This window comes from Humidesulfovibrio sp. (assembly GCF_031082295.1).
Taxonomy (GTDB): Bacteria; Desulfobacterota; Desulfovibrionia; order Desulfovibrionales; family Desulfovibrionaceae; genus Humidesulfovibrio.
The window spans coordinates 15,142-36,406 of sequence record NZ_JAVHLD010000020.1 but is presented as its reverse complement, the minus strand read 5'-3'; the positions used below and the strand labels follow the sequence as shown (position 1 = coordinate 36,406).

General features: G+C 66.2%; 21 protein-coding genes. 8 read left to right on the top strand and 13 right to left on the bottom strand.

The genetic code is table 11. The features are described from left to right. Positions 1-67: 67 nt before the first annotated feature. From RDU24_RS10970 to RDU24_RS10940, 7 genes are all read right to left on the bottom strand, one after another. Complete coding sequence (locus tag RDU24_RS10970) at positions 68-1,636, bottom strand: DUF3369 domain-containing protein (RefSeq protein ID WP_308735800.1); 1,569 nt, start codon at positions 1,634-1,636, stop codon at positions 68-70. Next, positions 1,633-5,325 (bottom strand): PAS domain S-box protein, encoded by a 3,693-nt coding sequence (locus tag RDU24_RS10965; protein ID WP_308735799.1) that lies wholly within the window; start codon positions 5,323-5,325, stop codon positions 1,633-1,635. The genes RDU24_RS10970 and RDU24_RS10965 overlap by 4 nt, the downstream gene beginning before the upstream one ends. Then, positions 5,318-5,539: a hypothetical protein gene (locus RDU24_RS10960; protein WP_308735798.1), complete on the bottom strand. Its 222-nt coding sequence runs from the start codon at positions 5,537-5,539 to the stop codon at positions 5,318-5,320. Before RDU24_RS10960 ends, RDU24_RS10965 begins: the two co-directional genes overlap by 8 nt. A 147-nt stretch (positions 5,540-5,686) precedes the next feature. Then, positions 5,687-6,061, bottom strand: a complete 375-nt coding sequence (locus tag RDU24_RS10955; protein WP_308735797.1) for a response regulator — start codon at positions 6,059-6,061, stop codon at positions 5,687-5,689. Continuing rightward, positions 6,058-8,661: a histidine kinase dimerization/phosphoacceptor domain -containing protein gene (locus RDU24_RS10950; protein WP_308735796.1), complete on the bottom strand. Its 2,604-nt coding sequence runs from the start codon at positions 8,659-8,661 to the stop codon at positions 6,058-6,060. Before RDU24_RS10950 ends, RDU24_RS10955 begins: the two co-directional genes overlap by 4 nt. 156 nt (positions 8,662-8,817) lie before the next feature. Then, the gene (locus RDU24_RS10945; RefSeq protein WP_308735795.1) at positions 8,818-9,588 is read right to left on the bottom strand and encodes a substrate-binding periplasmic protein; all 771 of its coding nucleotides are present in this window, start codon (positions 9,586-9,588) and stop codon (positions 8,818-8,820) included. Continuing rightward, complete coding sequence (locus RDU24_RS10940; RefSeq protein WP_308735794.1) at positions 9,585-10,358, bottom strand: substrate-binding periplasmic protein; 774 nt, start codon at positions 10,356-10,358, stop codon at positions 9,585-9,587. Before RDU24_RS10940 ends, RDU24_RS10945 begins: the two co-directional genes overlap by 4 nt. A gap of 161 nt (positions 10,359-10,519) precedes the next feature. Between RDU24_RS10940 and RDU24_RS10935 the strand changes: the two genes are divergently transcribed. After that, positions 10,520-11,614 carry a DUF1698 domain-containing protein gene (locus RDU24_RS10935; RefSeq protein WP_308735793.1) on the top strand — a complete coding sequence of 365 codons (1,095 nt, stop codon included), beginning with the start codon at positions 10,520-10,522 and terminating at the stop codon, positions 11,612-11,614. 91 nt (positions 11,615-11,705) lie between these two features. Here the strand turns inward: RDU24_RS10935 and RDU24_RS10930 are convergent, their stop codons facing one another. From RDU24_RS10930 to RDU24_RS10915, 4 genes are all read right to left on the bottom strand, one after another. Continuing rightward, positions 11,706-12,746, bottom strand: a complete 1,041-nt coding sequence (locus tag RDU24_RS10930) for an N-acetylneuraminate synthase family protein (protein WP_308735792.1) — start codon at positions 12,744-12,746, stop codon at positions 11,706-11,708. Between the two features lie 178 nt (positions 12,747-12,924). Continuing rightward, positions 12,925-13,578, bottom strand: a complete 654-nt coding sequence (locus tag RDU24_RS10925; RefSeq protein ID WP_308735791.1) for a hypothetical protein — start codon at positions 13,576-13,578, stop codon at positions 12,925-12,927. Positions 13,579-13,740: 162 nt separating this feature from the next. Then, positions 13,741-14,247 (bottom strand): bactofilin family protein, encoded by a 507-nt coding sequence (locus RDU24_RS10920; RefSeq protein WP_308735790.1) that lies wholly within the window; start codon positions 14,245-14,247, stop codon positions 13,741-13,743. A gap of 97 nt (positions 14,248-14,344) precedes the next feature. Beyond that, a complete protein-coding gene (locus tag RDU24_RS10915; protein WP_308735789.1) occupies positions 14,345-15,100 on the bottom strand; it encodes a S24 family peptidase in 756 nt (251 codons plus the stop codon). 135 nt (positions 15,101-15,235) lie between these two features. Here RDU24_RS10915 and RDU24_RS10910 point away from each other — a divergent pair, with 135 nt between their 5' ends. The 3 genes from RDU24_RS10910 to RDU24_RS10900 are packed head-to-tail and all read left to right on the top strand — an operon-like array spanning position 15,236 to position 16,793. Continuing rightward, positions 15,236-16,117, top strand: a complete 882-nt coding sequence (locus RDU24_RS10910; protein ID WP_308735788.1) for a hypothetical protein — start codon at positions 15,236-15,238, stop codon at positions 16,115-16,117. Beyond that, on the top strand, positions 16,114-16,536 hold the full coding sequence (locus RDU24_RS10905; protein ID WP_308735787.1) for a hypothetical protein: 423 nt from the start codon (positions 16,114-16,116) through the stop codon (positions 16,534-16,536). The genes RDU24_RS10910 and RDU24_RS10905 overlap by 4 nt, the downstream gene beginning before the upstream one ends. Before the next feature lie 35 nt (positions 16,537-16,571). Continuing rightward, positions 16,572-16,793: a DNA-binding protein gene (locus RDU24_RS10900; protein WP_308735786.1), complete on the top strand. Its 222-nt coding sequence runs from the start codon at positions 16,572-16,574 to the stop codon at positions 16,791-16,793. On the opposite strand, the gene RDU24_RS10895 is transcribed toward RDU24_RS10900, so the two are convergent. Next, positions 16,783-17,307: a carboxymuconolactone decarboxylase family protein gene (locus tag RDU24_RS10895; RefSeq protein WP_308735785.1), complete on the bottom strand. Its 525-nt coding sequence runs from the start codon at positions 17,305-17,307 to the stop codon at positions 16,783-16,785. The genes RDU24_RS10900 and RDU24_RS10895 overlap by 11 nt on opposite strands. Positions 17,308-17,408: 101 nt before the next feature. Further along, on the bottom strand, positions 17,409-18,011 hold the full coding sequence (locus RDU24_RS10890; RefSeq protein ID WP_308735784.1) for a TetR family transcriptional regulator C-terminal domain-containing protein: 603 nt from the start codon (positions 18,009-18,011) through the stop codon (positions 17,409-17,411). 218 nt (positions 18,012-18,229) lie between these two features. On the opposite strand from RDU24_RS10890, the gene RDU24_RS10885 reads away from it, so the two are divergent. The 4 genes from RDU24_RS10885 to RDU24_RS10870 all read left to right on the top strand — a co-directional run bounded on the left by RDU24_RS10885 (position 18,230) and on the right by RDU24_RS10870 (position 21,118). Then, positions 18,230-18,640 carry a hypothetical protein gene (locus tag RDU24_RS10885; protein WP_308735783.1) on the top strand — a complete coding sequence of 137 codons (411 nt, stop codon included), beginning with the start codon at positions 18,230-18,232 and terminating at the stop codon, positions 18,638-18,640. Then, on the top strand, positions 18,637-19,023 hold the full coding sequence (locus RDU24_RS10880) for a response regulator (RefSeq protein ID WP_308735782.1): 387 nt from the start codon (positions 18,637-18,639) through the stop codon (positions 19,021-19,023). The genes RDU24_RS10885 and RDU24_RS10880 overlap by 4 nt, the downstream gene beginning before the upstream one ends. Positions 19,024-19,132: 109 nt before the next feature. Continuing rightward, positions 19,133-20,389: a sulfite exporter TauE/SafE family protein gene (locus RDU24_RS10875; protein ID WP_308735781.1), complete on the top strand. Its 1,257-nt coding sequence runs from the start codon at positions 19,133-19,135 to the stop codon at positions 20,387-20,389. A 3-nt stretch (positions 20,390-20,392) separates the two neighbouring features. Further along, positions 20,393-21,118, top strand: a complete 726-nt coding sequence (locus RDU24_RS10870; protein WP_308735780.1) for a hypothetical protein — start codon at positions 20,393-20,395, stop codon at positions 21,116-21,118. Positions 21,119-21,265 lie beyond the last annotated feature (147 nt).

Below are 21,265 nucleotides of genomic sequence, written 5' to 3'. Positions count from 1 at the left end.
AAGGGGCGGTCTTTGCAGGCCGCCCCTTTTGCTTGCCCGCCAGCCGGGCGCCAGGCCGTCCTGCGGCCTAGTCCTTGTAAACCGCGCGGATGGTCAGGAATTCGTCCAGGTTGTTCAAGAGGATGTCGGTCATGGACGGGTCGAAGTGCTTGCCCCGTTCCTTGCCGAAATGCTCCGTCACCTGGTCCACGGACCAAGCGGGCCGGTAGATGCGGTCGCTCATGAGCGCGTCGAAGACATCTGCCACGGCGGCCAGGCGGCCATAGACGTGGATGCCCTCACCGCCGAGCCCGGTGGGATAGCCGGTGCCGTCATAGCGCTCGTGGTGGTGCAGCGAGATGATGGCCGCGGCCTTGAGCATGGGCCGCTGCGAGGACTTGAGGATCTCGTAGCCGATGGACGGGTGGGTCTGGATGAGCACGAGCTCCTCGGGCGTCAGCAGCCCGGGCTTGTTCAGCACGCTGTCCGGGATGCCGAGCTTGCCGACGTCGTGCATGGGCGCGGCCAGGCGCAGCAGCCGGGCCTCTTCTTCCGGCAGGCCGTACTTCAGCGCCAGGATGTAGATGTACTCGGCCACGCGGCGCACGTGGTTGCCGGTCTCGTGCGAGCGCCATTCAATGGTCTCGCCGAGGGTGTGGATGATCTCGCGCTGGGTGTCCTCGACTTCCTTGTTCAGGTGCAGGTTGTCGAACGCGATGGAGACGTTGGTGAAGAAGATCTCCACCAGCTGGCGGTCCAGGTCGGACAGGGGGGCGCAGCCCTCCAGGTATATGACGGACTCCGAGCCGTTGCGGCTGCAGAAGTAGCCGACGTAGCGCTTGCCGTTAAAGAACAGGCTGGTGCGCTTCTGCACCGCGTCCACGACCAGGGCGTGGATCTCCGCGGGCAGCACGTCCTCGACGTTCTTGCGGACGTATTCCTGGAAGTCGCCGGTGGCGGCCAGGATGTTGAACTGGCCCTTGTGGTTCACCGCGGCGAAGCCGGAGGCCTGGCAGACCACGGCGTTCCTGTGCAGGGCCAGGATGGACGTGATCTGGGTCAGCACGCCTGTGGAGAACTTTTCCAGCGACTGCAGCTCGAAGATGTTCTCCGAGGCCTCGATGATCTTCTCCAGCCCCCGGCGGTTGGCCTCGATGGTGGCGATGTCGCAGCTGGTGCGCAGGGCCGAGACGATGGTGGTGATGAGCTTCTGGGCGGTGAGCTCGGTCTTTTCCTTGTAGTCGTTGATGTCGTATTCGACGATGACGCGCTCTTCCGGGGCCTGGCCCGGCTGGCCGGTGCGCAGGATGATGCGCACGAAGTGGTTCTGCATCTCCTCGCGGATGTACTGCACCAGCCGCAAGCCCGTGTCGTTCTCCTCCATGACCACGTCGAGCAGGATCACGGCGATGTCGGGGTTGGCGGTCAGGATCTCGCGCGCCTCCTGCCCGGTGTAGGCGGAGAAAAACTGCAGCGGTCGGCCCTTGTAGTGGAAGCCGGAGAGCACCAGCCGGGTCACGTCGTGCACCTCGGCCTCGTCGTCCACCACGAGAACCTTCCAGGCCCCGTTCATGGTCAGGGAACAGCCTTCCACAGGCGCCTTCTGCTGTGGCGCCTCGTCCTTGAACAAGAGTTCGTCGTCCGCGTGTATGCTCATTGGGCCCTCGATCCTTCAAGCGGGATGTCCAGGGTGAAGGTGGTCCCCTGTCCGGGGTTGCTCTCGCAACGCACCGTGCCCTGCAGTTTTTGCGTCACGATGTTGTAGAGGATGTGCAGGCCAAGTCCCGTGCCACCACGTCCTCGCTTGGTAGTGTAGAATGGCTCGAAAATCTTGTCCAGATGTTCCGGCGCGATGCCTTTGCCGTCGTCGCTGAACACGATGAGCATGCGCCCTTCGTTGTGGCCGATGTTAATTCGTATTATCCCGGCCTGTCCTGGATCATAGGCGTGCGTGAGGGCGTTCATCACAAGATTCGTCAGGATCTGCGAGAAGGCGCCGGGGTAGGAATCGATGACAAGCTTCTCGTCGCAGGAAAGCTCCACCTTCACGGCGGTCTTCTTCAGGTGGGGCTTGAGCGAGAGCAGCACCTCGTCCAGGTACTCGCACAGGTTGAAGGAGCGGCGCTCCTCGGTGGAGCGGTCCACGGCCACCTGCTTGAAGCTGCGGATCAGGTCCGACGCGCGGCGCAGGTTGGAGAGGATCATGCGCGTGGACTCGTCGCACATGCCGAGAAACTCCTCCAGCTTGGAGCGCTTGAGCTCGCCGCCATGGTACGCCTCCAGCATGGCCTTGGTCTTGTCCTCCAGGTGCGAAGCCGCGGTGACGCCGATGCCCACCGGGGTGTTGATCTCGTGCGCCACGCCCGCCACCAGCCCGCCAAGTGACGCCATCTTCTCCGACTCCACCAGCTGCCTGTGCGTGCGGTTCAGCTGCTCCAGGGTCTCCTTGAGCTCCTGGTTGGCCTCCTCCAGCTGTTGGGTGCGCTCGAGCACGCGCTGTTCCAGGCTCTCGTTCAGGCGCTGGATCAGCTCCTCGGACTGCTTGCGCGCGGTGATGTCGCGCGAGAAGCTGGCCAGCTGCCGGGGGGTGCCATCTGAGTCCAGGATGGGGTAGATGGTGACGGAGTAGTAGAAGCCGTCGCGCTCCTCCTCGAAGCTGCGCGGGCTTTTGGTGCGCACGGCCTCGCGGGTTTGCAGGCGGCGGGTCTCGGCCGCGTTGGGCGGCAGGTGGTCGTAGATGTAGTGGCCGGTCATCTCCTCCGGGGAGAGCCCGCGCCGCATGGCCCCGTGCTCGTTGATGGCCAGGATGCGCCCCTCCACGTCCATGAGGATGGCGGAGTCGGAGGTGGCGTTGAACAGGGCGCTGATGCGCGCGGAGCTCTCGCGCAGCTCCTCCACGGCCTTCTTGCGCTCTGTCACGTCGGAGAGCATGCCGTCGATGCGCACGAGGTTGCCGTCGGCGTCGCGCACGGCCCGGGCGATGATGGAACACCAGATGAGGGTGCCGTCCCGCTTGCGCATGGCCATCTCCATGCCGTCCACGGAGCCGTTCTCGGAGAGCATGCGCAACAGCCTGGCGCGGCCCAGGGGGTAGGCGTAGATCTGCTTGCCCACGTCCGTGACCTGGGCCATGAGCTCCTCTGGCGAGCCGTAGCCAAGGATGCGGGCCAGGGCCGGGTTGGCCACGGCGAAGCGGCCCTCCGGCGTGGTCTGGAAGATGCCCTCCGGCGCGTTCAGGAAGATGCCGCGGTAGTTTTCCTCGGCCTTGCGCAGGGCCTCTTCCACGCGCCTGCGCTCCACGATCTCAAGCTCGCGCTGGCGGATGGTCTCCTTGAGCTCGTCGGCGTGGCGGGTCAGCAGGCGCTCGCGCTCGATGTGGTAGTCGATGCGGCGCACCATCTCGTCCGGGGTGATGCGCATCTCGGCCAGCATGCTGCCGTAGACGTCGCTCAGGATCCTGGTCTCCTCCGGGGTGAAGACCCCGGCCTTGCCCAGGGCCTTGTGCGCGGCGGCGGCGCCCACCACGCCGGAGAAGGCCTTCTCCACCTCGGCGTAGAGCGCGGCCAGCATGGTCACGGAGATGCTGGTGCGGCCGAAGAGGTCAAGGGTGCGCATGCTCCCGAGGATGATCTCCTGCACCTCCGCCTTGCGCATGTATTCCATGAGCGTGCGCTCCATGAGCCTGCACTTCTCCGCCAGGTCGATGTCCGACTCCACCTGCGGCCCGCTTTCGCGCTCGCGGCGGGAGGTCTCGCCCGTGAATTCGCCCAGCACGGCCAGTTCCTCGCGCGAGGGGGCGGTCAGCAGGGAGACGAGGACGTACAGGCCCAGGTTGAAGGTCAGGGTCCAGAACACGGAGTGCGTCACCGGGTTCAGGCTGGTCAGGCCGAACAGGGCCTCGGAGCGCAGAAGGGGCAGCCCGAACAGGCCGTTTTGCACCGGCCCGCCCCAGATGTTTCCGCTCTTGGAGAGCGCCGGCAGCAGCATGGTGTGCATCCAGAGCAGAAACCCGGCGCTTAAGCCCGCCAAGGCGCCGGCCCTGGTGCCGCCGCGCCAGAAGATGCCGCCCAGGATGGCCGGGGCGAACTGCAGCACCGCGCCGAAGGCGATGATGCCGATGTTCACCAGGATGTAGGACTCGCCCACCACGCTCTCGAACCAGTAGGAGACCAGAATCAGGAAGGCCACGCAGGCCCAGCGGCATTGCAGCAGGCGGCGCTTCAGGAAGTGCAGGGCCGACACCCGCTCGATGACGGGCAGCAGCACATGGTTGGTCAGCATCACGGCGTTGGTCATGGACGAGACCATGACCATGCACATGGCCGCGGAAAAGCCGCCCAGAAACACCAGCAGCGCAAGGCCGGCCCTGCCGTGCAGGGCGGGCAGCCCCAGAACGTAGATGTCGCCCCGCGAAGGATCAAGCCCGGCCGCGATGCCAGCCGCCGCGATGGGCACCACGAAGGCGTTGATGACCAGCAGGTACAGCGGGAACACCCAGGACGCCGTGCGGATGTGCTTCTCGCTTGCGTTTTCCACCACGGCCAAGTGGAACTGGTGCGGCAGGAAGATGATGGCGGACATGGCCAGCAGCAGATAGCTGGCCCAAAGCACGTAGGACGAGCCGCCCGTGTAGCCCGCCCCCCCCAGGGACAGGATGGCGGAAAGGCGGTCCGGCGGCAGGCTGGACAGAAGGTCGCCCAGGCCCCCGTGCAGGCCATACACCGCGAACAGCCCCACGCTCACCAGGGCCACCAGCTTGATGACGGCCTCGGCGGTGATGGTTGCGATCATGCCGGGGTGGCGGTCGGTTGGGTCGATGCGGCGCACGCCGAGCAAGATGGTGTAGGCGATCATGAGCCCCACCACCAGCGGCCCGACGAAGTCCAGGATGACCGACTGCCCACCCGCCACCAGTGAAAAGGTGGAGATGACGCTCTTGAGCTGCAGGGCCACGTAGGGCACGCTGCCCAGGAAGGCCACGGTGGTGGCCAGGGCCGCGATGCGGTGGCTCTTGCCGTAGCGCGCGGCCAAAAGGTCGGCGATGCTGGTGATGTGGAAGCTCGACTTGATGCGCACGAGCTTGCGCAGGATGCTCCACCACAGGGCCGCGCACAGGGTCGGCCCGATGTAGATGGTCAGGAAGATCAGGCCCGAGCCCACGGCCTTGCCCACGGACCCGTAGAAGGTCCAGCTGGTGCAGTAGGTGGCCAGCGACAGCGCGTAGACCCAAGGGTTGTCCGTCACCGGGCGGCCCGCTTCGGAGCGGCGCTCGGCCCACCTGGCCAGCAGGAACAGGCCGCTTATGTAGCAGGCCAGAAACAGCAGCACCAGGAGCGGACTAAACATCGGCGCCCCCGCCCGGCTCGTCGTCGGCGTCGTCGGCGTCGGCGGCGCCGCGCGCGGCCAGGAACAGCACCCCGATGCCCAGCCCCCAGGCCGCGAACAGCCAGCCTAAGAGGTTCTCAGGCCTGGGGATGGACAGAATGGGCCAGTTGAAGACGAGCAGGAGCGTCACGAAGATGAAGCGGGAAACGCCGGGCTTTCCGAACGGCAGCTTCATCCCTCCCCTCCTTTGCTTGTCCGTGCAGGACCATGGCGCACGAGACGCTCTTTCGCGTCCCATAACGCCATCCTGTGCATTTATGCAACATGGCAAAGGGTTATTGCGTAGTCGCACCGGCCAGGGCCGGGGCACGGCGGAAGGGGACTAGCCCAGCTCGGCCACCTGCCGCGCCAGGGCCATGAGCTCCGGCGGGCCGACGGGCTTGGGCAGGAAGGCCAGGGGTGTGGTGGCCAGGGCCGCGGCGCGGGTCTCCTGGTCGGTGTAGGCGGTGATGTAGGCCACCGGCGGCCCGCCGCGCTCGCGGATTCTCCGGGCCGTCTCGATGCCGTCCATTTCGCCGCTCAGGTGGATGTCCATGAGCACCAGGTCCGGGCGCACCGCCTCCAGCGCGGCCAGGGCTTCCTCGCCCGAGGGCACAGTGGCCCCCACGCAATGGCCCAGGCGCTTGATCTGCATGGTGATGGCCAGGGCGATGATGCTCTCGTCCTCCACGACGAGAAAGGTCAGCGTCCGGCTCATGTGCGCTCCTCCACCGGGAACACCAGACGGAAGAGCGCCCCGTCAGCCGTGGTCTGGGCGCTCACCGTGCCGCCAAGCTGGCGGGCCAGGCTGGTGATCAGGGTCAGCCCCAGGGTGGCGGGGCTCTCCAGGCTGAAGTTAAGCGGCAGGCCCGGCCCGTTGTCCTCCACGCTCAGCTCGATGTGGCCGTCCTTGCGCTCAAGCGCCACGCGCAGGCGCGCCTCCTGGCCCCCCTTGAAGGCGTGCTTCACGGCGTTCATGACCATCTCGTTCAGCACCAGCCCGCAGGGGATGGACCGGGTGATGGGCAGCCGCATCTCCTGCACCGCGAAGTCCAGCTGCACGCCCTCGTCGGAGCTGGCCACCACGCGCTCCACCAGCCTGGGCACGTACTCGCCCATGGCCACGCTGGACAGGTCGTCGGAGCCGTAGAGTTCCTCGTGCACCAGGGCCATGGCCGAGATGCGCTTCTGGCTCTCCTCGAACATGGCGCGGTCCTGGGGGTCGATGACGTACTCGGCCTGGAGGAAGAGCAGGCTTGAGATGACCTGCAGGTTGTTCTTCACGCGGTGGTGGATCTCCTTCAGCAGTATCTCCTTTTCGTGCAGCGAGTTGCGCACGTCGAGCTCGGCGTCCAGGCGTCCCACCACCTGCCAGCAGGAGTTCATGAGCAGGGCAAGCTGCTGCACGTCGACGTCCTGATAGTCGCCTTGCTTGTTGCCCACCCCGGCCACGGCCACGATGCGCTCCCCCTGGAGCACGGGCACGGTCATGAAGTTCTTGAGCGCCACGTGGCCTTCCGGGTAGCCCCGCTTCAGGGGATTGGGAGCCTCAAAGTCGTTGACCACGATGGCCTTTCTCTGGCGCACGGCCTCGCCCCAGATGCCGGTCTTGTCGAGATGGTAGCTCTTGGACGCGCCCGGAACGGCGCACTCGGCCATGACCTCGCTGGACCAGGTGTTGAGCACGAATTCCTGGCGCTCCTCGCTGTAGTGGTAGACGTAGCCGATGCGGCTCCCCGTCAGCCTCAGCGACTCTGTCAGGGCGATGTCGAGGTACTCCTGCACGGAGTCGGCCTTGTGTTGCAGGACCCGCACCAAGGACTCCAGCCAGGCGTTGTGGCTGCGCACTTCCTCCTCGGCCTTTTTCCTCGCGGTGATGTCCAGGAACACGACAATGCCCGCGCTGACCTGGCCGTGGTCGTCCAGAATGGGCGCGGCGTTGGCCCAGACGATGCGGTCGTCGCCCTCGGCCCGGCGGATGACGAACTCCCGGCTGTTGGTCTCCCCGTAGAGGACCGCGCGCGCCAGGGGCACCTCCGTGGTCTCCAGCGGGCGGCCGTCCAGGTCCAGCATCTTCCAGCCGCCCACGTACTGGTTCACTCCCGCGCCGAGGACGGTCTCGTCGGCCACGCCGCGGATCATGAGCCCGGCCTTGTTCACGTAGCGCAGGCGGCCGCTGGGGGCGTCGGCGATGGCGATGCCCGCCTGGCTCTGGTCCATGGCCGCCTGGAGGACGGCCTCGCTCTTTCGCAGGGCCACTTCCGCCGCCTTGCGCTCGGTTATGTCCAGCCCGTAGACGTTGACGTACCCGTCCGCAGGCACCGGGCGGACGGCGAAGGTGTAGGAACGGCCCGCCAAATCGCGCTCGAAATGCTGCACATCGCCCTGCTGCAAGGCGCGGGCGGCAAAGCTGGCGTATTCGTCCGGCAGGGTGTGCCCCACCGACAGGCCCAGGTGCGCCAGGAGTTCCACGCTGGCGTTATTGGCCATGAGCAACTGGCCCGAGGCGGAAACGCGCAGCACCGGGCTCGGGTTCTCCTGGTAGAAGCGCGCCATGCTGCGCACCTCGGTCTGCGCCGCGAGCACCTGGGCGTACGACCTGGAGAGCCCTTCCTGCATGCTGTTCAAGGTCTGGGCCAGCATGTCCAGCTCATCGCCCGCGGGCTTCTTTTCCAGGGCCAGGGGCGCGTTGTCGCCCCCCAGGGTAAAGGCGCCCAGGTGCTCGGCCACGGCGGCCAGATGCCGGGAGACCATGCGGCTGGTGAGCCAGAACATGAGCCCCGCCACCAGCAGCACCATGGCGGAGTTGAAGGCCAGGACCACCCATGCGGTGCGCAAGGCCTCGCCCCGCAAGGCCACCAGGTCGGCCTGGAGGTGCAGCACGCCCAGCTCCTGGCTCTGCCCGTTGTACACGACGCGCAGCGCGATTTCCCGGTCAAGCACGCCCTTGTTCCGCCGCTCTCCGGACTGGACGACGACGCCCCTCGCGTCGCGCACGCTGGCGAAGGTGATGTACCGGAAATGCCGGATGCCCTCCACGTGCAGCAACAGCTGCTCGCGGTCGAAATCCCAGAGCGAGGCGGCCGCGCTTTTGGCCTTGGTGCTCTCGATGACCTTGAACTCCTCGGAGACGGCCTCCAGCGTGCGCTGATATTCCCACCAGGCGCGCGCGCCGGCAAAAAGCACGATGAGCACGCCGCTGAAGAGCAGCACCCGCCTGAGCAGTCGTCTGGTCAGGGGATTTTTCACCCGCATGGCCGCGCCGTTCATGATGCCGCCCCGGCAAACCGGCAGGCGCGTGGCGCCGTGCGCGTGCATGCTGCGTGTTGACTGCTTTCGCTCATTGCTCCTGCCCGGCCTCTTGTGGGGTCATTACAATTCCAATCGCAACGATAAGCCATGCGCGGGCTTTGAGCAAGCAACCCAGCCTGTTCCCTGGAAAGTGCGCCGCCCTCGCAACCCCTGCGGCGGGGCTCATGGCGCCTCTTGGGCAATCCCGACCCCTGCCAGCCCCGCCCTGGTCAGCCGCTCGATGGTGCCGTCGCGCTTCATCTCGCGCAGGGCCGCGGCCAGCTTCGGCACGAGGTCCGCGTGGCGCTTGTTGAGGTAGATGTGCATGTTCCGGCGCTCAAGGGGCGGGCTGAGGGCGCGCACACCCTGATAGCCCCGGCTGCGGGCGGCCTCCAGCCCGGTGAGCAGGTCCAGCACCACCACCTCGACACGCCCCTTATCGAGCAGGGCGAAAAGGGACTCCTCGTTTTTGACGCTGGTGCGGGCGCGCACGCCCGCGGTGTGTGCCTCCACGATCTTCCAGCCGGTGACGAGGCCCACGTGGTAGGGCTTGAGCCCGTCCCAGCCGTTGACCCGCATGGCCGGGTCCTTGGTGAAGGCCGTGAACAGGAATTCGCCCACGGGCTCGGGCACCATGACAAGGTTCGGATAAACGCGCTCCAGACCGGCGATGCGCACGTAAATGCCATCGTCGATGCCCTCGTTGGCGTTGAGCAAGGCCCGCTCGGCCGTCAGCCGCACCAGCCGCACGGGAAGGCCGTTGCGCCGGTAAGCCTCGGCGACGATGCGGTCATTGATGCCGGTGCCGCCTGGCCGGGAGAGCGGGGCGGGGTCGGCGGAATTGAGACGGAGGGGCTCGGCGGCCTGCGCGCGCGACGGAAAGGCGAGGCACAGGCACAGAAGCATCGCCGCAAGCATGCTCCGGCGGCGGCAAGGGCTCTCGGCGCGGCTCATGGCGCCCCTCCGTCAACCCCGTAGCCTGCCAGCCCCGCCCTGGTCAGCCGCTCGATGGTGCCGTCGCGCTTCATCTCGCGCAGCGCCTCGACCAGCCTTGGAACCAGCACCGCGTGGCGCTTGTTGAGGTAGATGTACATGGGTGGATCGGCCAAGGGCGGCAACAAGGCACGCATGCCCTTGTACCCTCTCCGGCGGATGATCTCTCGACCTGTGTACAGGTCCGCAATGACGACCTGGGCGCGGTTCATGTCCAGCATGAGGAAGAGGGTTTCCTGATCGCGGGCGCGCTTGAGCTTGCTCGGGTCGGGGACGTTCCGCTCCACCAGTTTCCAGCCCCGGACATAGGCCGCCTGGGGGCCATTCAAATCGCCCCAGGACACATGCTTGAGCGCGGGGTCGCGGGTGAAGGCGGCACAGGGAAAAGTGCTCATGGACTCGGGCACCATGACGAGTTCTGGATAATTGGCGGTGAGACCGTCGATGCGCGGGTAGTTGCCATCGTCTATGCCCTGCACAACGTTTTGCAGAGCCCGTTCGGAAGGCAGCACCACCAGCCGCACCGGCACGCCGATGCGCCGGAAGCCCTCGGCGACGATTCGGTCCTCGTACCCCTTGCCGTCGGCGCTGGAATGAGGCGGAGCGCCATCGGTGTTGAGACGGAAGGGTTCGGCGGCCTGCGCGCGCACCGGCAGGGCGGCCACGAGCGCGGCCAGCACCAGACAAAGGGCGACAGTCCGTCGCGTCAAGGGGCTGGTTTGAGGGAACATGGCTTTATCAATACTCCAGCCAGAGGAAATCAGGCAAGCTTTAATTCAGGCGAACCACTTCTCTTCACGCCATTGTCATCGGCCCGCGCCTTGCATATGATGCGCGCCGGGCGCGCGGCCCGGAAACAAACGCAACACGCGAGCAAAGCACGAGGACGGGCATGGCGCAGAACATCGAATTCGTTGAGCATATCGGCATAGACAGGCTGCTTGGCAAGCGCAGGGCGCTGCTCTACCCGGCTGCCAGCGGCTCGGACTATTTCCTGCGCTTTCTGCGCGCCCGGCACCCCGCCTTCCTCGGCAACATCGTCGGCCTGGCCGACCGCGACCCCAACAAGCAGGGCCTGAGCCAGCAGGGCTTCACGGTCCACGGCCCCGGCGAGATCAAGGCCCTGGGCGTCGACTGCGTGGTCATCACCTCCAACGAATATTCCGCGCCCATGCGCGCGGAGCTGGCGGCCCTGCTCGGCCCTGAGGTGGACATCCTCCTGGCCGACTCCCTGCGCGAGTACTGGGACGACGCGGCCAGGCTCTCGAAGCTGGCGGCCAAGGCCGCCACCCTGCCGCCCGTGGGCGACACCCCCGAAACAGGCGCCCCGCGCGAGCACCTGGGCAGTTTTTTCCTCGGCATGCCGCTGGGGCCGGGGCAGTTCACCCGCTCCACCAAGGGCATCCTGACCTACCAGTTCCTGGAGCAGATCAGGCTGCCGCAGGACTTGACCGGCAAGCGCGTGCTCGACCTGGCCTCCTCCGACGGGTTCTACACCTTCGAGTGCGAGGCGCGCGGCGCGGCGGAAGTGGTCTCGGTGGAGGGGCCGGAATGGAAGGACGGCAGCGGCTTCAAGCGCTATGACTTCGCCTACAAACGCTACGGCTCAAAGGCCAGGCCCCTGGCCGCCTACGTGGAGGACCTGGACCCGCTGGTGCACGGCACCTTCGACCTGACCCTGTGCCTGGGCCTGTACTATCACCTGCGCGACCCGTTCTACTGCCTGCGGAAGCTGTTCGACATGACCAGCGGCACGCTCATCGTCACGGGCCGCACTGTGCGCATGGCGCCGTACGACCCCATCCACCCGGGCCAGCCGGCGTCGGTCATGATGCTCTCGGACAAAAGCTTCGGCAAATGGACGGCCAACACCCACGCCCTCATCGACATGCTGAAGATCGCCGGGTTCTCGCGGATCGAGGTGCTGTTCGACTTCTGCCCCGAGGGCAGCCTCATCGCGTCGACCGCCATAGCGGCCCACAGATAGGCCGCCAGGCAATCGCGGCCCACAGGTAGGCCGGGCCAAAGCCACCCAAAGGGAGCCGCCCAAAGGGAGCGGCCCGGCAGGGAGCCTGCGGCTACTTGGCCACCAGCTCCCAGGTCAGCTGGGTGTCGGGGTCGATGTCGCGGGTGGCGGCTTTGCCCAGCAGCCCCTCGAAGTGCTCGGCCAGAATCTCGCCCGTGCCCGGGCGCTTGACCCACAGGTTGGCCTTGGTGAACGCCTCGCCCTTTTTGATGGGCGCGATGGTGACGCAACTTGCGTAGGCGAAGTCGATGGTCACCTGCTCCTCCGGCAGCACGCCCTTTGTGCCGCCCAGGGCCTTGTGGATGATGCGGCTGCCCTCGATGAGCTGGCGCATTTCCTCGGGATCCATGGACAGGGAGACGTCCGGGCCGGGCCAGGACTTGTCGGAGGTGTAGTGGCGCTCCAGCATGGAGGCCCCGAGGGACACCGCGCCCAGGCAGGGATAGATGGTCATGGTGTGGTCGGACAGGCCCACCGGCGCGTCCGGGAAGGCCTGCATGAGCTCCACCATGGCGCCCAGGCGCACCTTCTCCGGCGGGGTAGGGTACATGCTGGTGGTGTGCATCAGCGCGAAGGGCACCTTGCGGGCGCGCATGATGTCGACGCTTTTGGAGATGCTCTCCATGCTGTTCATGCCCGTGGAGAGGATCATCGGCTTGCCGAAGCCCGCGATGTGGTCGATGAGCGGGTAGTTGTTGCACTCGCCGGACCCGATCTTGTAGCCGCACACGCCCATGGACTCCAGGCGGTCCGCCGCGGCGCGGGAGAACGGCGTGGACAGGTAGATCATGCCAAGGCTCTCCACCAGGTCCTTCAGGCGGCGCTCGTCGGCCTCAGAGAGCTGGCAGCGCTCCATGATCTCGTAGATGGACACGTCCGCGTTGCCCGGAATGACCTTTTTGGCCTGCGGGCTCATCTCGTCCTCCACCACGTGGCACTGGAACTTCACGCACTCGCAGCCGACCGCGTGCGCGTCTCGCACCATGCGCTCGGCCTTGGCGTAGTCGCCCTCGTGGTTGATGCCGATCTCGGCGATGACCAGCGGGGCGTGCTCGGGTCCGATTTTGCGTCCGGCCAGGGTGATCTCGGGCATGGGTGGCTCCTTGTCTTTCGCGTGGCTGTGCGGAATGCGCATCGGCCCGGAAGATAGGGAATGCGGCGGGAAGAATCAAGGCTGGGGAGGGTAAGGCGGCTCTGCGGCGGAGCCCGCCACTGGGTCATATTACAGGTGTGGGCCGCTACTGTTCAGAAAGGGCCGGTGCAAGTGTTGCTCATTTTGAGCCTGCCGATTCCAGGCTCCAGTGGTCGTCGTACCAATCCTGGCGGACTGTGCGCCGCAACGGGCTGCCAACGTAATAGATATACTCCGCAGCAGGGCGGTGAAAAACCAAGAGAGTGGTCCCTTCCTTGCCCTCCAAGCTGACACGCCCACGCCGGGAAAGGTGCTGGTATCCTTGAGGCAGTTCAATCTCCACCCGTCGGCCTTGGACGGGCGGCATTGAAGTGGCTGCGAGGATTATCTGAACCACCTGGTTGCGTTCAGATAATTGCTTTTCGAATTCCCATCTCTTGCCCGCCTGAGATATAGGCGTGCCGCCGAGGAAAGCGCATAGTAGCAACGTTGGCCTTAAAAGCCAGATGGCCCCCTGCCAGGAGCCGGAACGAAGCCAGAGCCACAGGCTGCGCGGCAGGGAGATATGAATGCCTGGCCACATAATAAAGAAGAGGAGGATGAAGTCGATGTCGCAGATGGCGCGGAACCCGGAATTGCGCAACGACTGGAAGAAAAAAGTTACAAGCCAGTAGCTTATTGCCAACACCGCGTGCGGCGCGAAGTGCCACCACCGGGGTTGCTTCGGCTCGGCCCGGCGCAGGCGCAACAAGAACCGACCCAGTCGGCCCGGCTGTGTGAGTTCGTCCGTCATTCTGCGCTCCCGTGCGGACATGTCCGCACCCCTGGCTTGTGCCTGTGGCCGGGGCGGGGTGTCAAGGAGCCTATATTGCCGGGAGCATGCCCCGCACAAGCAAAAAGGGCTGCTCCAGGTATCTCCTGAAGCAGCCCTCTTTGCGCGTCATGGGAGGATGGACTAGCCGCCGTCCTCGTTCTGGGTGGCGTCGGGGGCGGGCTCGGCGTCGCAGGGCTCGCAGCTGGTGCTGATGGCCCGGGCGCTGGAGTTGGGCAGGTAGGGCAGGTCCTGGGCGTCCAGGGCCTCGGCCTGCTGGCCGCCGCGGTTCATTTCGATGGTGCCGTTGATGACGGCGCCTTCGTCCATGCCAAGGGCCGGGGTGATGAGCAGCCCGTCGACCACGGCGTTTTCGTGCAGGTGGATATGCCTGGTGGCGCGCACGGTGCCGACGATGGTGCCGTTGGCGTTCAGGCTGGACACGTCGATCTCGCCCTTGAACACGGCCTCGCGGCCCAGGATGAGGGTGCCAGCAGAGCTGATGGTGCCCTGGAAGTTGCCGTCGATGCGGACCGAGCCCTCAAAATTCAGGTGCCCGGTGAAGCTCGTGCCCGTTCCGAGGAACGCGTTCAGCTCCCCGGACGAGTTGTCCGCGGCGGAGTCGGAAAAAATCTTTGAAAACCACTTCATTGCAGGCCTCGCTGGACGCATGTTGGTTCAGCGTCAGCGGAACATTACCCTCCCGACAGCGAAAAATCCAGCGTTATTTGGGACCTGCGCCCAGGCGCTACTTGCGCGTCATGTCGCTCCAGGCCCAGACCACCCGTCCGGCGATGGCGTGGGAAAGCTCGCCGCCGTAGTCGCGGTTCAGGCGGTAGACGGAAGGCGGAAAATCGCGCGAGTTGTCGGAATAGAACACCAGCTCGAGGTCGCCGTCCACGTGGCGGGTGCTGACGCGCTTGACGGCGCAGCCGCCCTCCGGCCCGGGCTCGCTCACCAGCATGATCTTGCCGGCGGGGTCGGGCGAGCGCTCGGCGCGGTCCACGAGCACGATGTCGCCGGGGTGCAGGGTGGGCGTCATGGAGAGCTGGTTCTTGCCAATCTCCACGGCCACGAGGTCGTTGCGGAAGCGGATGGACTCGTGGTGCCGCCACACGAGCACCCAGCCCCGGATCTGGTCCTCCGGCACGCGGCCCGGCCCGGCGGCCACGGGTTCGCTGGCCAGGGGCACGGCGAAATAGTCCTCCGCCGCGGGCGGCGACACGTCACGTCCGGCGCCGGTCATTCGCGGGCTGACAAAGCAGACCTCGCGGGCGCCCTCGGCCTCCAGGGCGTCGGGCAGCACGATGCGCGCCGAGAGCCCGTCGAGGATGCGCCCCAGTGAGTCCACGGCCAGGCCGCGTTCGCCGTCCATGAAGCGGTTCAGCTGCGAGGGGTCGATGCCGAGGGCGTCGGCCATGCGCTTGCGGTTGGCGTAGGGCTTGTTCTCGCCGATCTGGGCCCAGAGCATCTCTCGAAGATTGCTGGTGAAGTCCACGGGCATCCCTCCTGGTAGGGCGCGTCCGGGGGAACGCACCGCTAGTCTTCTGGCACATTCATACCACAGATTTTGCCCATGTCCACATTTTTATACCCTTCACATATTGACAAAGAATTATGCATTTGACAAAATAATTACATGAGCAACGGCTATATTCTTCTTTGGCGCAAGTCTCTGGATTCCATCGTCTGGGCCGACGCAAAGCTGTGGCGGCTGTGGTCGTGGTGCCTGCTGCGGGCCTCCTGGAAGGAGCGCACGGTGCTCCTGGGGCGCACCCCGGTCCGTCTGCTCCCCGGCGACATGGCCTTGACCCTGGCCGAAATCAGCGCGGGCACGGGGCTGTCGCAGAAGGAGGTTCGCAGCTGTTTGGCGCTGGGCAAAAAGGCCGGCTGCATGCACGTGCGGGGCACGGCCAAGGGCACGCTCATCAGACTTGTCAATTGGCAAGAGTACCAGCGGCCAGGCGCGGAACAGGACCAGCCGCAGTTCCTGTCATCGGGCAAAGTGGCGGGCACGCCCAAGGCAACGGCCTCGGCAGGTCACAGGGCAAGGCAAACGGCAAGACCGGCGGCAGACCTCGGGCAGGCGCCGGGCGAGCCTTCTCCTAAAGGAAGAAAGAAGGAAAGAAGGGTAACCACGCCAACAACGCCCTGCGTGGGCGCGCGCGGGCCTGGCTCTCCTGACGTGAACGGGCGGCGGGGCGCGGACTGCGAGGAGTTCCTGGCGCGCTACCCCAAGCGCACGGCCCTGGCAGCGGCCTGGGCCGTGCGCTTGGCGCGCGAGCTGCCCGGCGGGCTGCCGCCCCTGGCCGAGCTTCTGGCCGCGGTGGACACCCAGGCCCGCAGCGCCGCCTGGACGCGCGAGGCGGGCCGCTACATCCCGACCCCGGCCAACTGGCTGCTCGGCCTGCGCTGGCAGGACGCCCAGGACGACGAGGCCGGGCAGTGCGGACCGTCGGGCATCGACCAATGGCTGCGCACCATGACCGCCAGCCCTGGCCCGGCCAGGGACGAGCCATGACGCCCCAGGAGCTGGCCAGCGCGGTGCAGTATCTCTGCGTCTACTTCGAGCGCAAGGAGCCTTCCAGCGCGCAGATGGAGGCCTGGTTCGGCGTGCTGGAGCCATACCCCGGCGGGGCGGAGCTTCAGCGGGCCGTGCGGGACATCGCGGTGCAGGAGCCGCTGTTCCCGAAGAACCTGCCCAGAGCCGTCATGGCCCACCTGCCGCCCCCGCGCGCGCGGGAGCGCGCCCCCAGCCCCTGCTCCGAGTGCCGGGGAACGGGCATCCTGCACGCGCGGCGGCTCGACGGCCAGGGCAACCCCGCGCCCGGCGCAGACTATTCCTTCGGCTGCGGACACTGCGGCCAGAGCCCCACCCCGGCCCTGCGGGAGGTCACCCGGGACGAGCTGCCTGGCCTGGGCTTCGCCCCCCGCGACTGATCGCCACAAACCTTACGACCATCACGGAGCCGCGCATGGACATCTGCATCAAGGGCGCACGGGCCATTTGCCACGCTGTCGGAGAGAACCCGAAGCAAATCACCTACCTGGTGGCGGAACTGGGCCTGCCCGCCTGGCGCCGTGGCGGGGCCGGGTCGTGGCGGGCGCTGCCCGAGGACCTCAAGCGCTGGATCCTCGAGCAGCGCAACAGCCACCTGCCCGACCAGCAGGAGCCGGATGCCGGGGCTAGCGCTTGAAGGCCGCCATCATCGTGGCGGGAACCTGCATTGATGCGGCGTGGGCCGCCGCGTCGTAGATGGTGGAATCCGTCCAGCCCATGGCGCGCAGATCGTCCACATCGGCGGCGCTGACGGACTTCGGCGCACGCAAGGTCTTCAGGGCAAAGGCGATGAGTGCGCGCTGCTCCGGGGTGAAGCCGCCCCCGGGATTTCCCTCCACGGGGCCGGGCAGTGCGGCCAGATCATCCTCGGCGAGTCCGGCGGCGCGCAGCAGCCCATCGTTGAAGTCGATGCAGGCCTGGGCGTCCAGGTGCCGGGCCGCCAGCAGGCGGATGGCCGCCAGCATGGGGAAGTCCAAATCCTGGTGGCTCCTGAAGAAGCCGATGGCCTCGGCCTGCACGCCCACCATGCCGGGGCTGGCGGTCATGAGCATGAGCGGCTCCGGCGGGCTGATCTGCGGCGGGAACATGGCGAAGAGTTGGGCGGCCTTGCCGGTGAGATCCTTGGGGTCATTGGTCTTAAGCAGATACATGGGTTCTCCTTCGTTAGGTGGTTGCAGGGTTGACAAGTAACTATTAGACCGGTCTATTCAAAATCAGGCGCTTCCCTTCCGGCGGCGGGCCGCCGCTGGCCTTAGCGCAACAGCTCGTTCAGGACGAAATCACGGCAACGCTGCAGTGGCGAGGCGTCGCCCGCGGCCTTGGCGCGCAGGATGGCCCCCTGCCAACTGGCGGCGATGAAACGGGCGGCCTCCTCCGGGTCCAGCCGGGGGGAAAGTTCGCCCTGGGCCTGGGCCTCGCGCAGTTGGACGGCCAGCAGCCGCTCCAGCCCGCTCATGATGGCGTCGAGCCGGACGCGAAAGGCCGGATTCGAGGGGGCCAGCTCCTGCACCAGGTTGCCGATGGGGCAGCCGCAGATGCCGGGCAGGGAAGCGGCGTCGCTGTAAAGGCCCAGGAAGAAGTCGAAGAACGCCGAAAGGCGCTCAAGCGGCGTGCGAGCGGGGTCGGCCAGCAGCGGGGCCACGCTGGCCCCCAGCCGTTCGGCCTGGAAGTCCAGCACGGCCAGGGCGAACTCCTCCTTGCTTTTGAAGAAGTGGTAGAACGAGCCCTTGGGCACGCCGCAGGCCGAGAGCACCTCCTGGATGCCCGTGCCGGAATAGCCCTGGCGGTGAATGATTTCGGCCCCGGCCTGAAGCAGGCGTTGGCGGGTGTCATCTTTCTTCGTGCTGTCGCGCATGGAGACCGATTAGACCGGTCGTCTTGAAATGTCAATATGCTTGCCGAGCATTTCTTTCGTGCCTTGACGTACTGTAAAGAATGCTGACACCAGCCCCTGCAAACCGCGCTGACAGCCGCCCGCGCCGATGTAAATACTGCCGCAAAATAAGCATGTTATCGAAAAGCCTCGGCTGGCACGGGACTTGCCTCTTAACGGACATGACCGGAGGCATGGGCATGGCGAAAGGCGAGCGGCCGCGACTGGCGATCCTGGACCGCAACTCCCACGTGCGGGAGTTTCTGTGCCGGGAGTTCGAGTTGCAGGGCTTCTTCGCCACCGCCCTGCGCGACGCCGCCGAGCTTTCGTCCAGCCTGAACGGGCACCTCCCGCCGGATGTGGTGGTGCTGGACCCCGAGGCCCTGGACCTCGGCGCGAAGCTGGCCAAACGGCTGGGCGAGCTGGCCTCAAGGGTGCCGCTGGTGCTGCACGTGTTCCCCGAGGCCGAGATTCCCGCCGGTGGCTGGGGCGCGGCCGGGGCGCTGGTGGTGGAGAAGCAGGCCGACACGCGCGAACTGAGCCGGGCCGTGCGCGCTGCGCTGGCCGGGTGGGGCGGGTCGCCTGCGAAGATGGAGGGGGATGAGGCATGAAGGTTCTTTTGGTCGACGACGAGCAGGACTTCCGCGAGACCCTGGCCAAGCGCCTGGCCCGCCGCGGCATCGAGGCCTCCACGGCCCCCGGCGCCGTGGAAGCCCTGGCCTGGATGCGGGCCAACCCCCAGCTCGACGCCGTGGTGCTCGACGTGAAGATGCCCGGCATGGACGGCATCGAGGCGCTGAAGCACATCGCGGCGACGCACCCTGGGGTTGCGGTGCTCATGCTCTCGGGCCACGCCCACGTGGAAACGGCCATGAAGGGCCTGGAGCTGGGCGCGTTTGATTATTTGATGAAGCCCGTGGACATCGAGGAGCTGGTGTTCAAGCTCCAAGACGCCTGCGAGCACAAGGCGCTCAAGGGCAAGCCCGGGGCCTGACCGGGGCCTGCGGTTGCCGGGGCGCCAGACGGGGACTTTGAACCGGCCGGGACGCCGTTTTGGCCGGTGGCGGATGAACTAAACAACTTTTCACACGGAGGGGAGACTGATGGGATTCGGTAGAGATGTCTTTGAATTCCTCAAGCAGGCGAGCGTGGCGCACGCCAAGTGGGACATCGAAATGTCCCTGTCCATCGTACGCAGCAGGAAAAAGCTGATCATCCTCGGGCTGATGGTTCTGCCCATCCTGCTGATCAACTTCGCCTTCGCGGCGGACATGATCGGCGGCAAGACGGCCTACGCACCGGCCTTCTACACCACCACCATCTTCGTGGTGTCCATCTTCGTCGGCCTGGCGGCCGGCCTCATCACCGGCTGCATCGGCGCGGGCGGCGGCTTCATCATCACCCCGGCGCTCATGGCCGCGGGCGTCAAGGGCATCCTGGCCGTCGGCACCGACCTGTTCCACATCTTCGCCAAGGCCATCATGGGCACCGCGGTGCACAAGAAGCTCGGCAACGTGTCCACCAAGCTCGCCATCGCGTTCCTGGTGGGCTCCGGCGGCGGCACCATCATCGGCGGCTGGGTCAACAAGACCCTGTACGACACCGACCCGCTGCTCTCCGAGATGTTCATCAGCTCCATCTACGCGGTGCTGCTGGGCTTCCTCGGCTTCTACGCCCTGTTCGACTTCCTCTCTGCCAGCAAGAAGGGCGAGACCGGCAGCGGCCACGACGCCCACGGCGGCTCCTCCGGCACCACGGGCCTGGCCACCTCCATCCAGAAGGTGCGCATCGCCCCCATGATCACCTTTGACGAGGACTTCGTGCCCGGCGGCAAGCAGATCTCCGGCTGGATCGTGGCGGCCGGCGGCGTGGTGGTCGGCATCCTGGCGGCCATCATGGGCGTTGGCGGCGGCTTCATCACCTTCCCCATGTTCGTGTACATCTTCGGCGTCTCCAGCATGACCACCGTCGGCACCGACATCCTGCAGATCATCTTCACCGCGGGCTTCGCGGCGGTGGGCCAGTACGCCATCTACGGCTACGTGTTCTACACCCTGGCCATGGGCATGCTCATCGGCTCGCTCCTGGGCATCCAGATCGGCGCGCTGACCACCAAGGTGGTCAAGGGCATCCACATCCGCGGCTTCTACGCCATCAGCATCATCGCCGGCTTCGTCAACCGCATCTCCGTGCTTCCCAAGAAGCTGGTGGAGCTTGAGATGATCAAGCTGGACATGGGCCTGTGCAACCAGATCGAGTTCGTTGGCAACATCGTCTTCTGGGTCGTCGTGGCCTTCTTCGGCTTCTGGATCTTCAGCAAATTCTTCGGCAACATCGGCAAGCTGCGCCAGGAGGCTTAAACCATGCTTATCACCAACAAAGCTCTCTTCAACAAGGGCCTGCTGCTCATGGCCTCGTTCCTGTGCATCTTCGTCTCGCTGTTCCTGCCCATCTGGGGCGGCGCGGGCAACGGGCTGGACGCGGCCGACAACATGTTCAACCGCCTGTCCAAGGGCTCCAGCTACTTCATCCCCGGGGTGCAGAAGCAGGTGGCTGACCTGGGCGGCAAGACCGTCACCGTCACCGCCAAGGTCAAGGACGCCAAGGTTGCCGAGCGCGCCGTGGCCAACCTGACCAAGGCCGGCGCCACCGCCGAGCTCAAGGACGGCTCCGTCACCTACACCGGCGACCTGGGCGTGATCCTCTCCGCCGCCCTGGCCGACGCCGACGACCTGTTCAACGACCGCGGCAAGGCCGTGGTCGACCGCTACGCCCTGACCGACAAGGACGGCGAGAAGGCCGTGGTCAAGGCCTGGTGGGCCGTGCTCGACCCCTCCATCAAGGAGCTGCAGAAGCAGAAGCTGATCCAGGAGGCCAAGGTCGTGGGCCAGGTGAACAAGCGCGGGCTTGAGCCGGGCTACAACTTCTACGGCATCAAGAGCGAGAAGGTGCTGGACAACGTCCTGCCCCTGGTCGGCCTGCTGGTGTTCTACGTCGTCTACACCATGTGGTACGGCTACGCCATCTTCGACATGTTCGGCGGCATCGGCCTGGGCATGAGCAAGCCGAAGATCAAGAAGGAGGCCTAGCCAAACGGGCTTTCTGCTGGTAAAGGGTTCTGTCCCTCATTACCACAGGAAGCGTAGGCTAGCCTTCCCGGCCTTGCGTTCCATACGCTTCGCGCCCCCGGGGGATCAAACCTCCGGGGGCGTTTGCTTTTTCGCTCCCGCCCCGGT

Excerpts from the sequence above, each read along its gene's own strand:
- RDU24_RS10970 (WP_308735800.1), bottom strand. The coding sequence starts at position 1,636 with ATGAGCATACACGCGGACGACGAACTCTTGTTCAAGGACGAGGCGCCA.
- RDU24_RS10955 (WP_308735797.1), bottom strand. The coding sequence starts at position 6,061 with ATGAGCCGGACGCTGACCTTTCTCGTCGTGGAGGACGAGAGCATCATC.
- RDU24_RS10875 (WP_308735781.1), top strand. The coding sequence starts at position 19,133 with ATGGGATTCGGTAGAGATGTCTTTGAATTCCTCAAGCAGGCGAGCGTG.
- RDU24_RS10890 (WP_308735784.1), bottom strand. The coding sequence starts at position 18,011 with ATGCGCGACAGCACGAAGAAAGATGACACCCGCCAACGCCTGCTTCAG.
- RDU24_RS10935 (WP_308735793.1), top strand. The coding sequence starts at position 10,520 with ATGGCGCAGAACATCGAATTCGTTGAGCATATCGGCATAGACAGGCTG.
- RDU24_RS10960 (WP_308735798.1), bottom strand. The coding sequence starts at position 5,539 with ATGAAGCTGCCGTTCGGAAAGCCCGGCGTTTCCCGCTTCATCTTCGTG.
- RDU24_RS10945 (WP_308735795.1), bottom strand. The coding sequence starts at position 9,588 with ATGAGCCGCGCCGAGAGCCCTTGCCGCCGCCGGAGCATGCTTGCGGCG.
- RDU24_RS10950 (WP_308735796.1), bottom strand. The coding sequence starts at position 8,661 with ATGCACGCGCACGGCGCCACGCGCCTGCCGGTTTGCCGGGGCGGCATC.
- RDU24_RS10930 (WP_308735792.1), bottom strand. The coding sequence starts at position 12,746 with ATGCCCGAGATCACCCTGGCCGGACGCAAAATCGGACCCGAGCACGCC.
- RDU24_RS10905 (WP_308735787.1), top strand. The coding sequence starts at position 16,114 with ATGACGCCCCAGGAGCTGGCCAGCGCGGTGCAGTATCTCTGCGTCTAC.
- RDU24_RS10900 (WP_308735786.1), top strand. The coding sequence starts at position 16,572 with ATGGACATCTGCATCAAGGGCGCACGGGCCATTTGCCACGCTGTCGGA.
- RDU24_RS10940 (WP_308735794.1), bottom strand. The coding sequence starts at position 10,358 with ATGTTCCCTCAAACCAGCCCCTTGACGCGACGGACTGTCGCCCTTTGT.
- RDU24_RS10965 (WP_308735799.1), bottom strand. The coding sequence starts at position 5,325 with ATGTTTAGTCCGCTCCTGGTGCTGCTGTTTCTGGCCTGCTACATAAGC.
- RDU24_RS10870 (WP_308735780.1), top strand. The coding sequence starts at position 20,393 with ATGCTTATCACCAACAAAGCTCTCTTCAACAAGGGCCTGCTGCTCATG.
- RDU24_RS10880 (WP_308735782.1), top strand. The coding sequence starts at position 18,637 with ATGAAGGTTCTTTTGGTCGACGACGAGCAGGACTTCCGCGAGACCCTG.
- RDU24_RS10925 (WP_308735791.1), bottom strand. The coding sequence starts at position 13,578 with ATGACGGACGAACTCACACAGCCGGGCCGACTGGGTCGGTTCTTGTTG.
- RDU24_RS10910 (WP_308735788.1), top strand. The coding sequence starts at position 15,236 with ATGAGCAACGGCTATATTCTTCTTTGGCGCAAGTCTCTGGATTCCATC.
- RDU24_RS10885 (WP_308735783.1), top strand. The coding sequence starts at position 18,230 with ATGGCGAAAGGCGAGCGGCCGCGACTGGCGATCCTGGACCGCAACTCC.
- RDU24_RS10920 (WP_308735790.1), bottom strand. The coding sequence starts at position 14,247 with ATGAAGTGGTTTTCAAAGATTTTTTCCGACTCCGCCGCGGACAACTCG.
- RDU24_RS10915 (WP_308735789.1), bottom strand. The coding sequence starts at position 15,100 with ATGCCCGTGGACTTCACCAGCAATCTTCGAGAGATGCTCTGGGCCCAG.
- RDU24_RS10895 (WP_308735785.1), bottom strand. The coding sequence starts at position 17,307 with ATGTATCTGCTTAAGACCAATGACCCCAAGGATCTCACCGGCAAGGCC.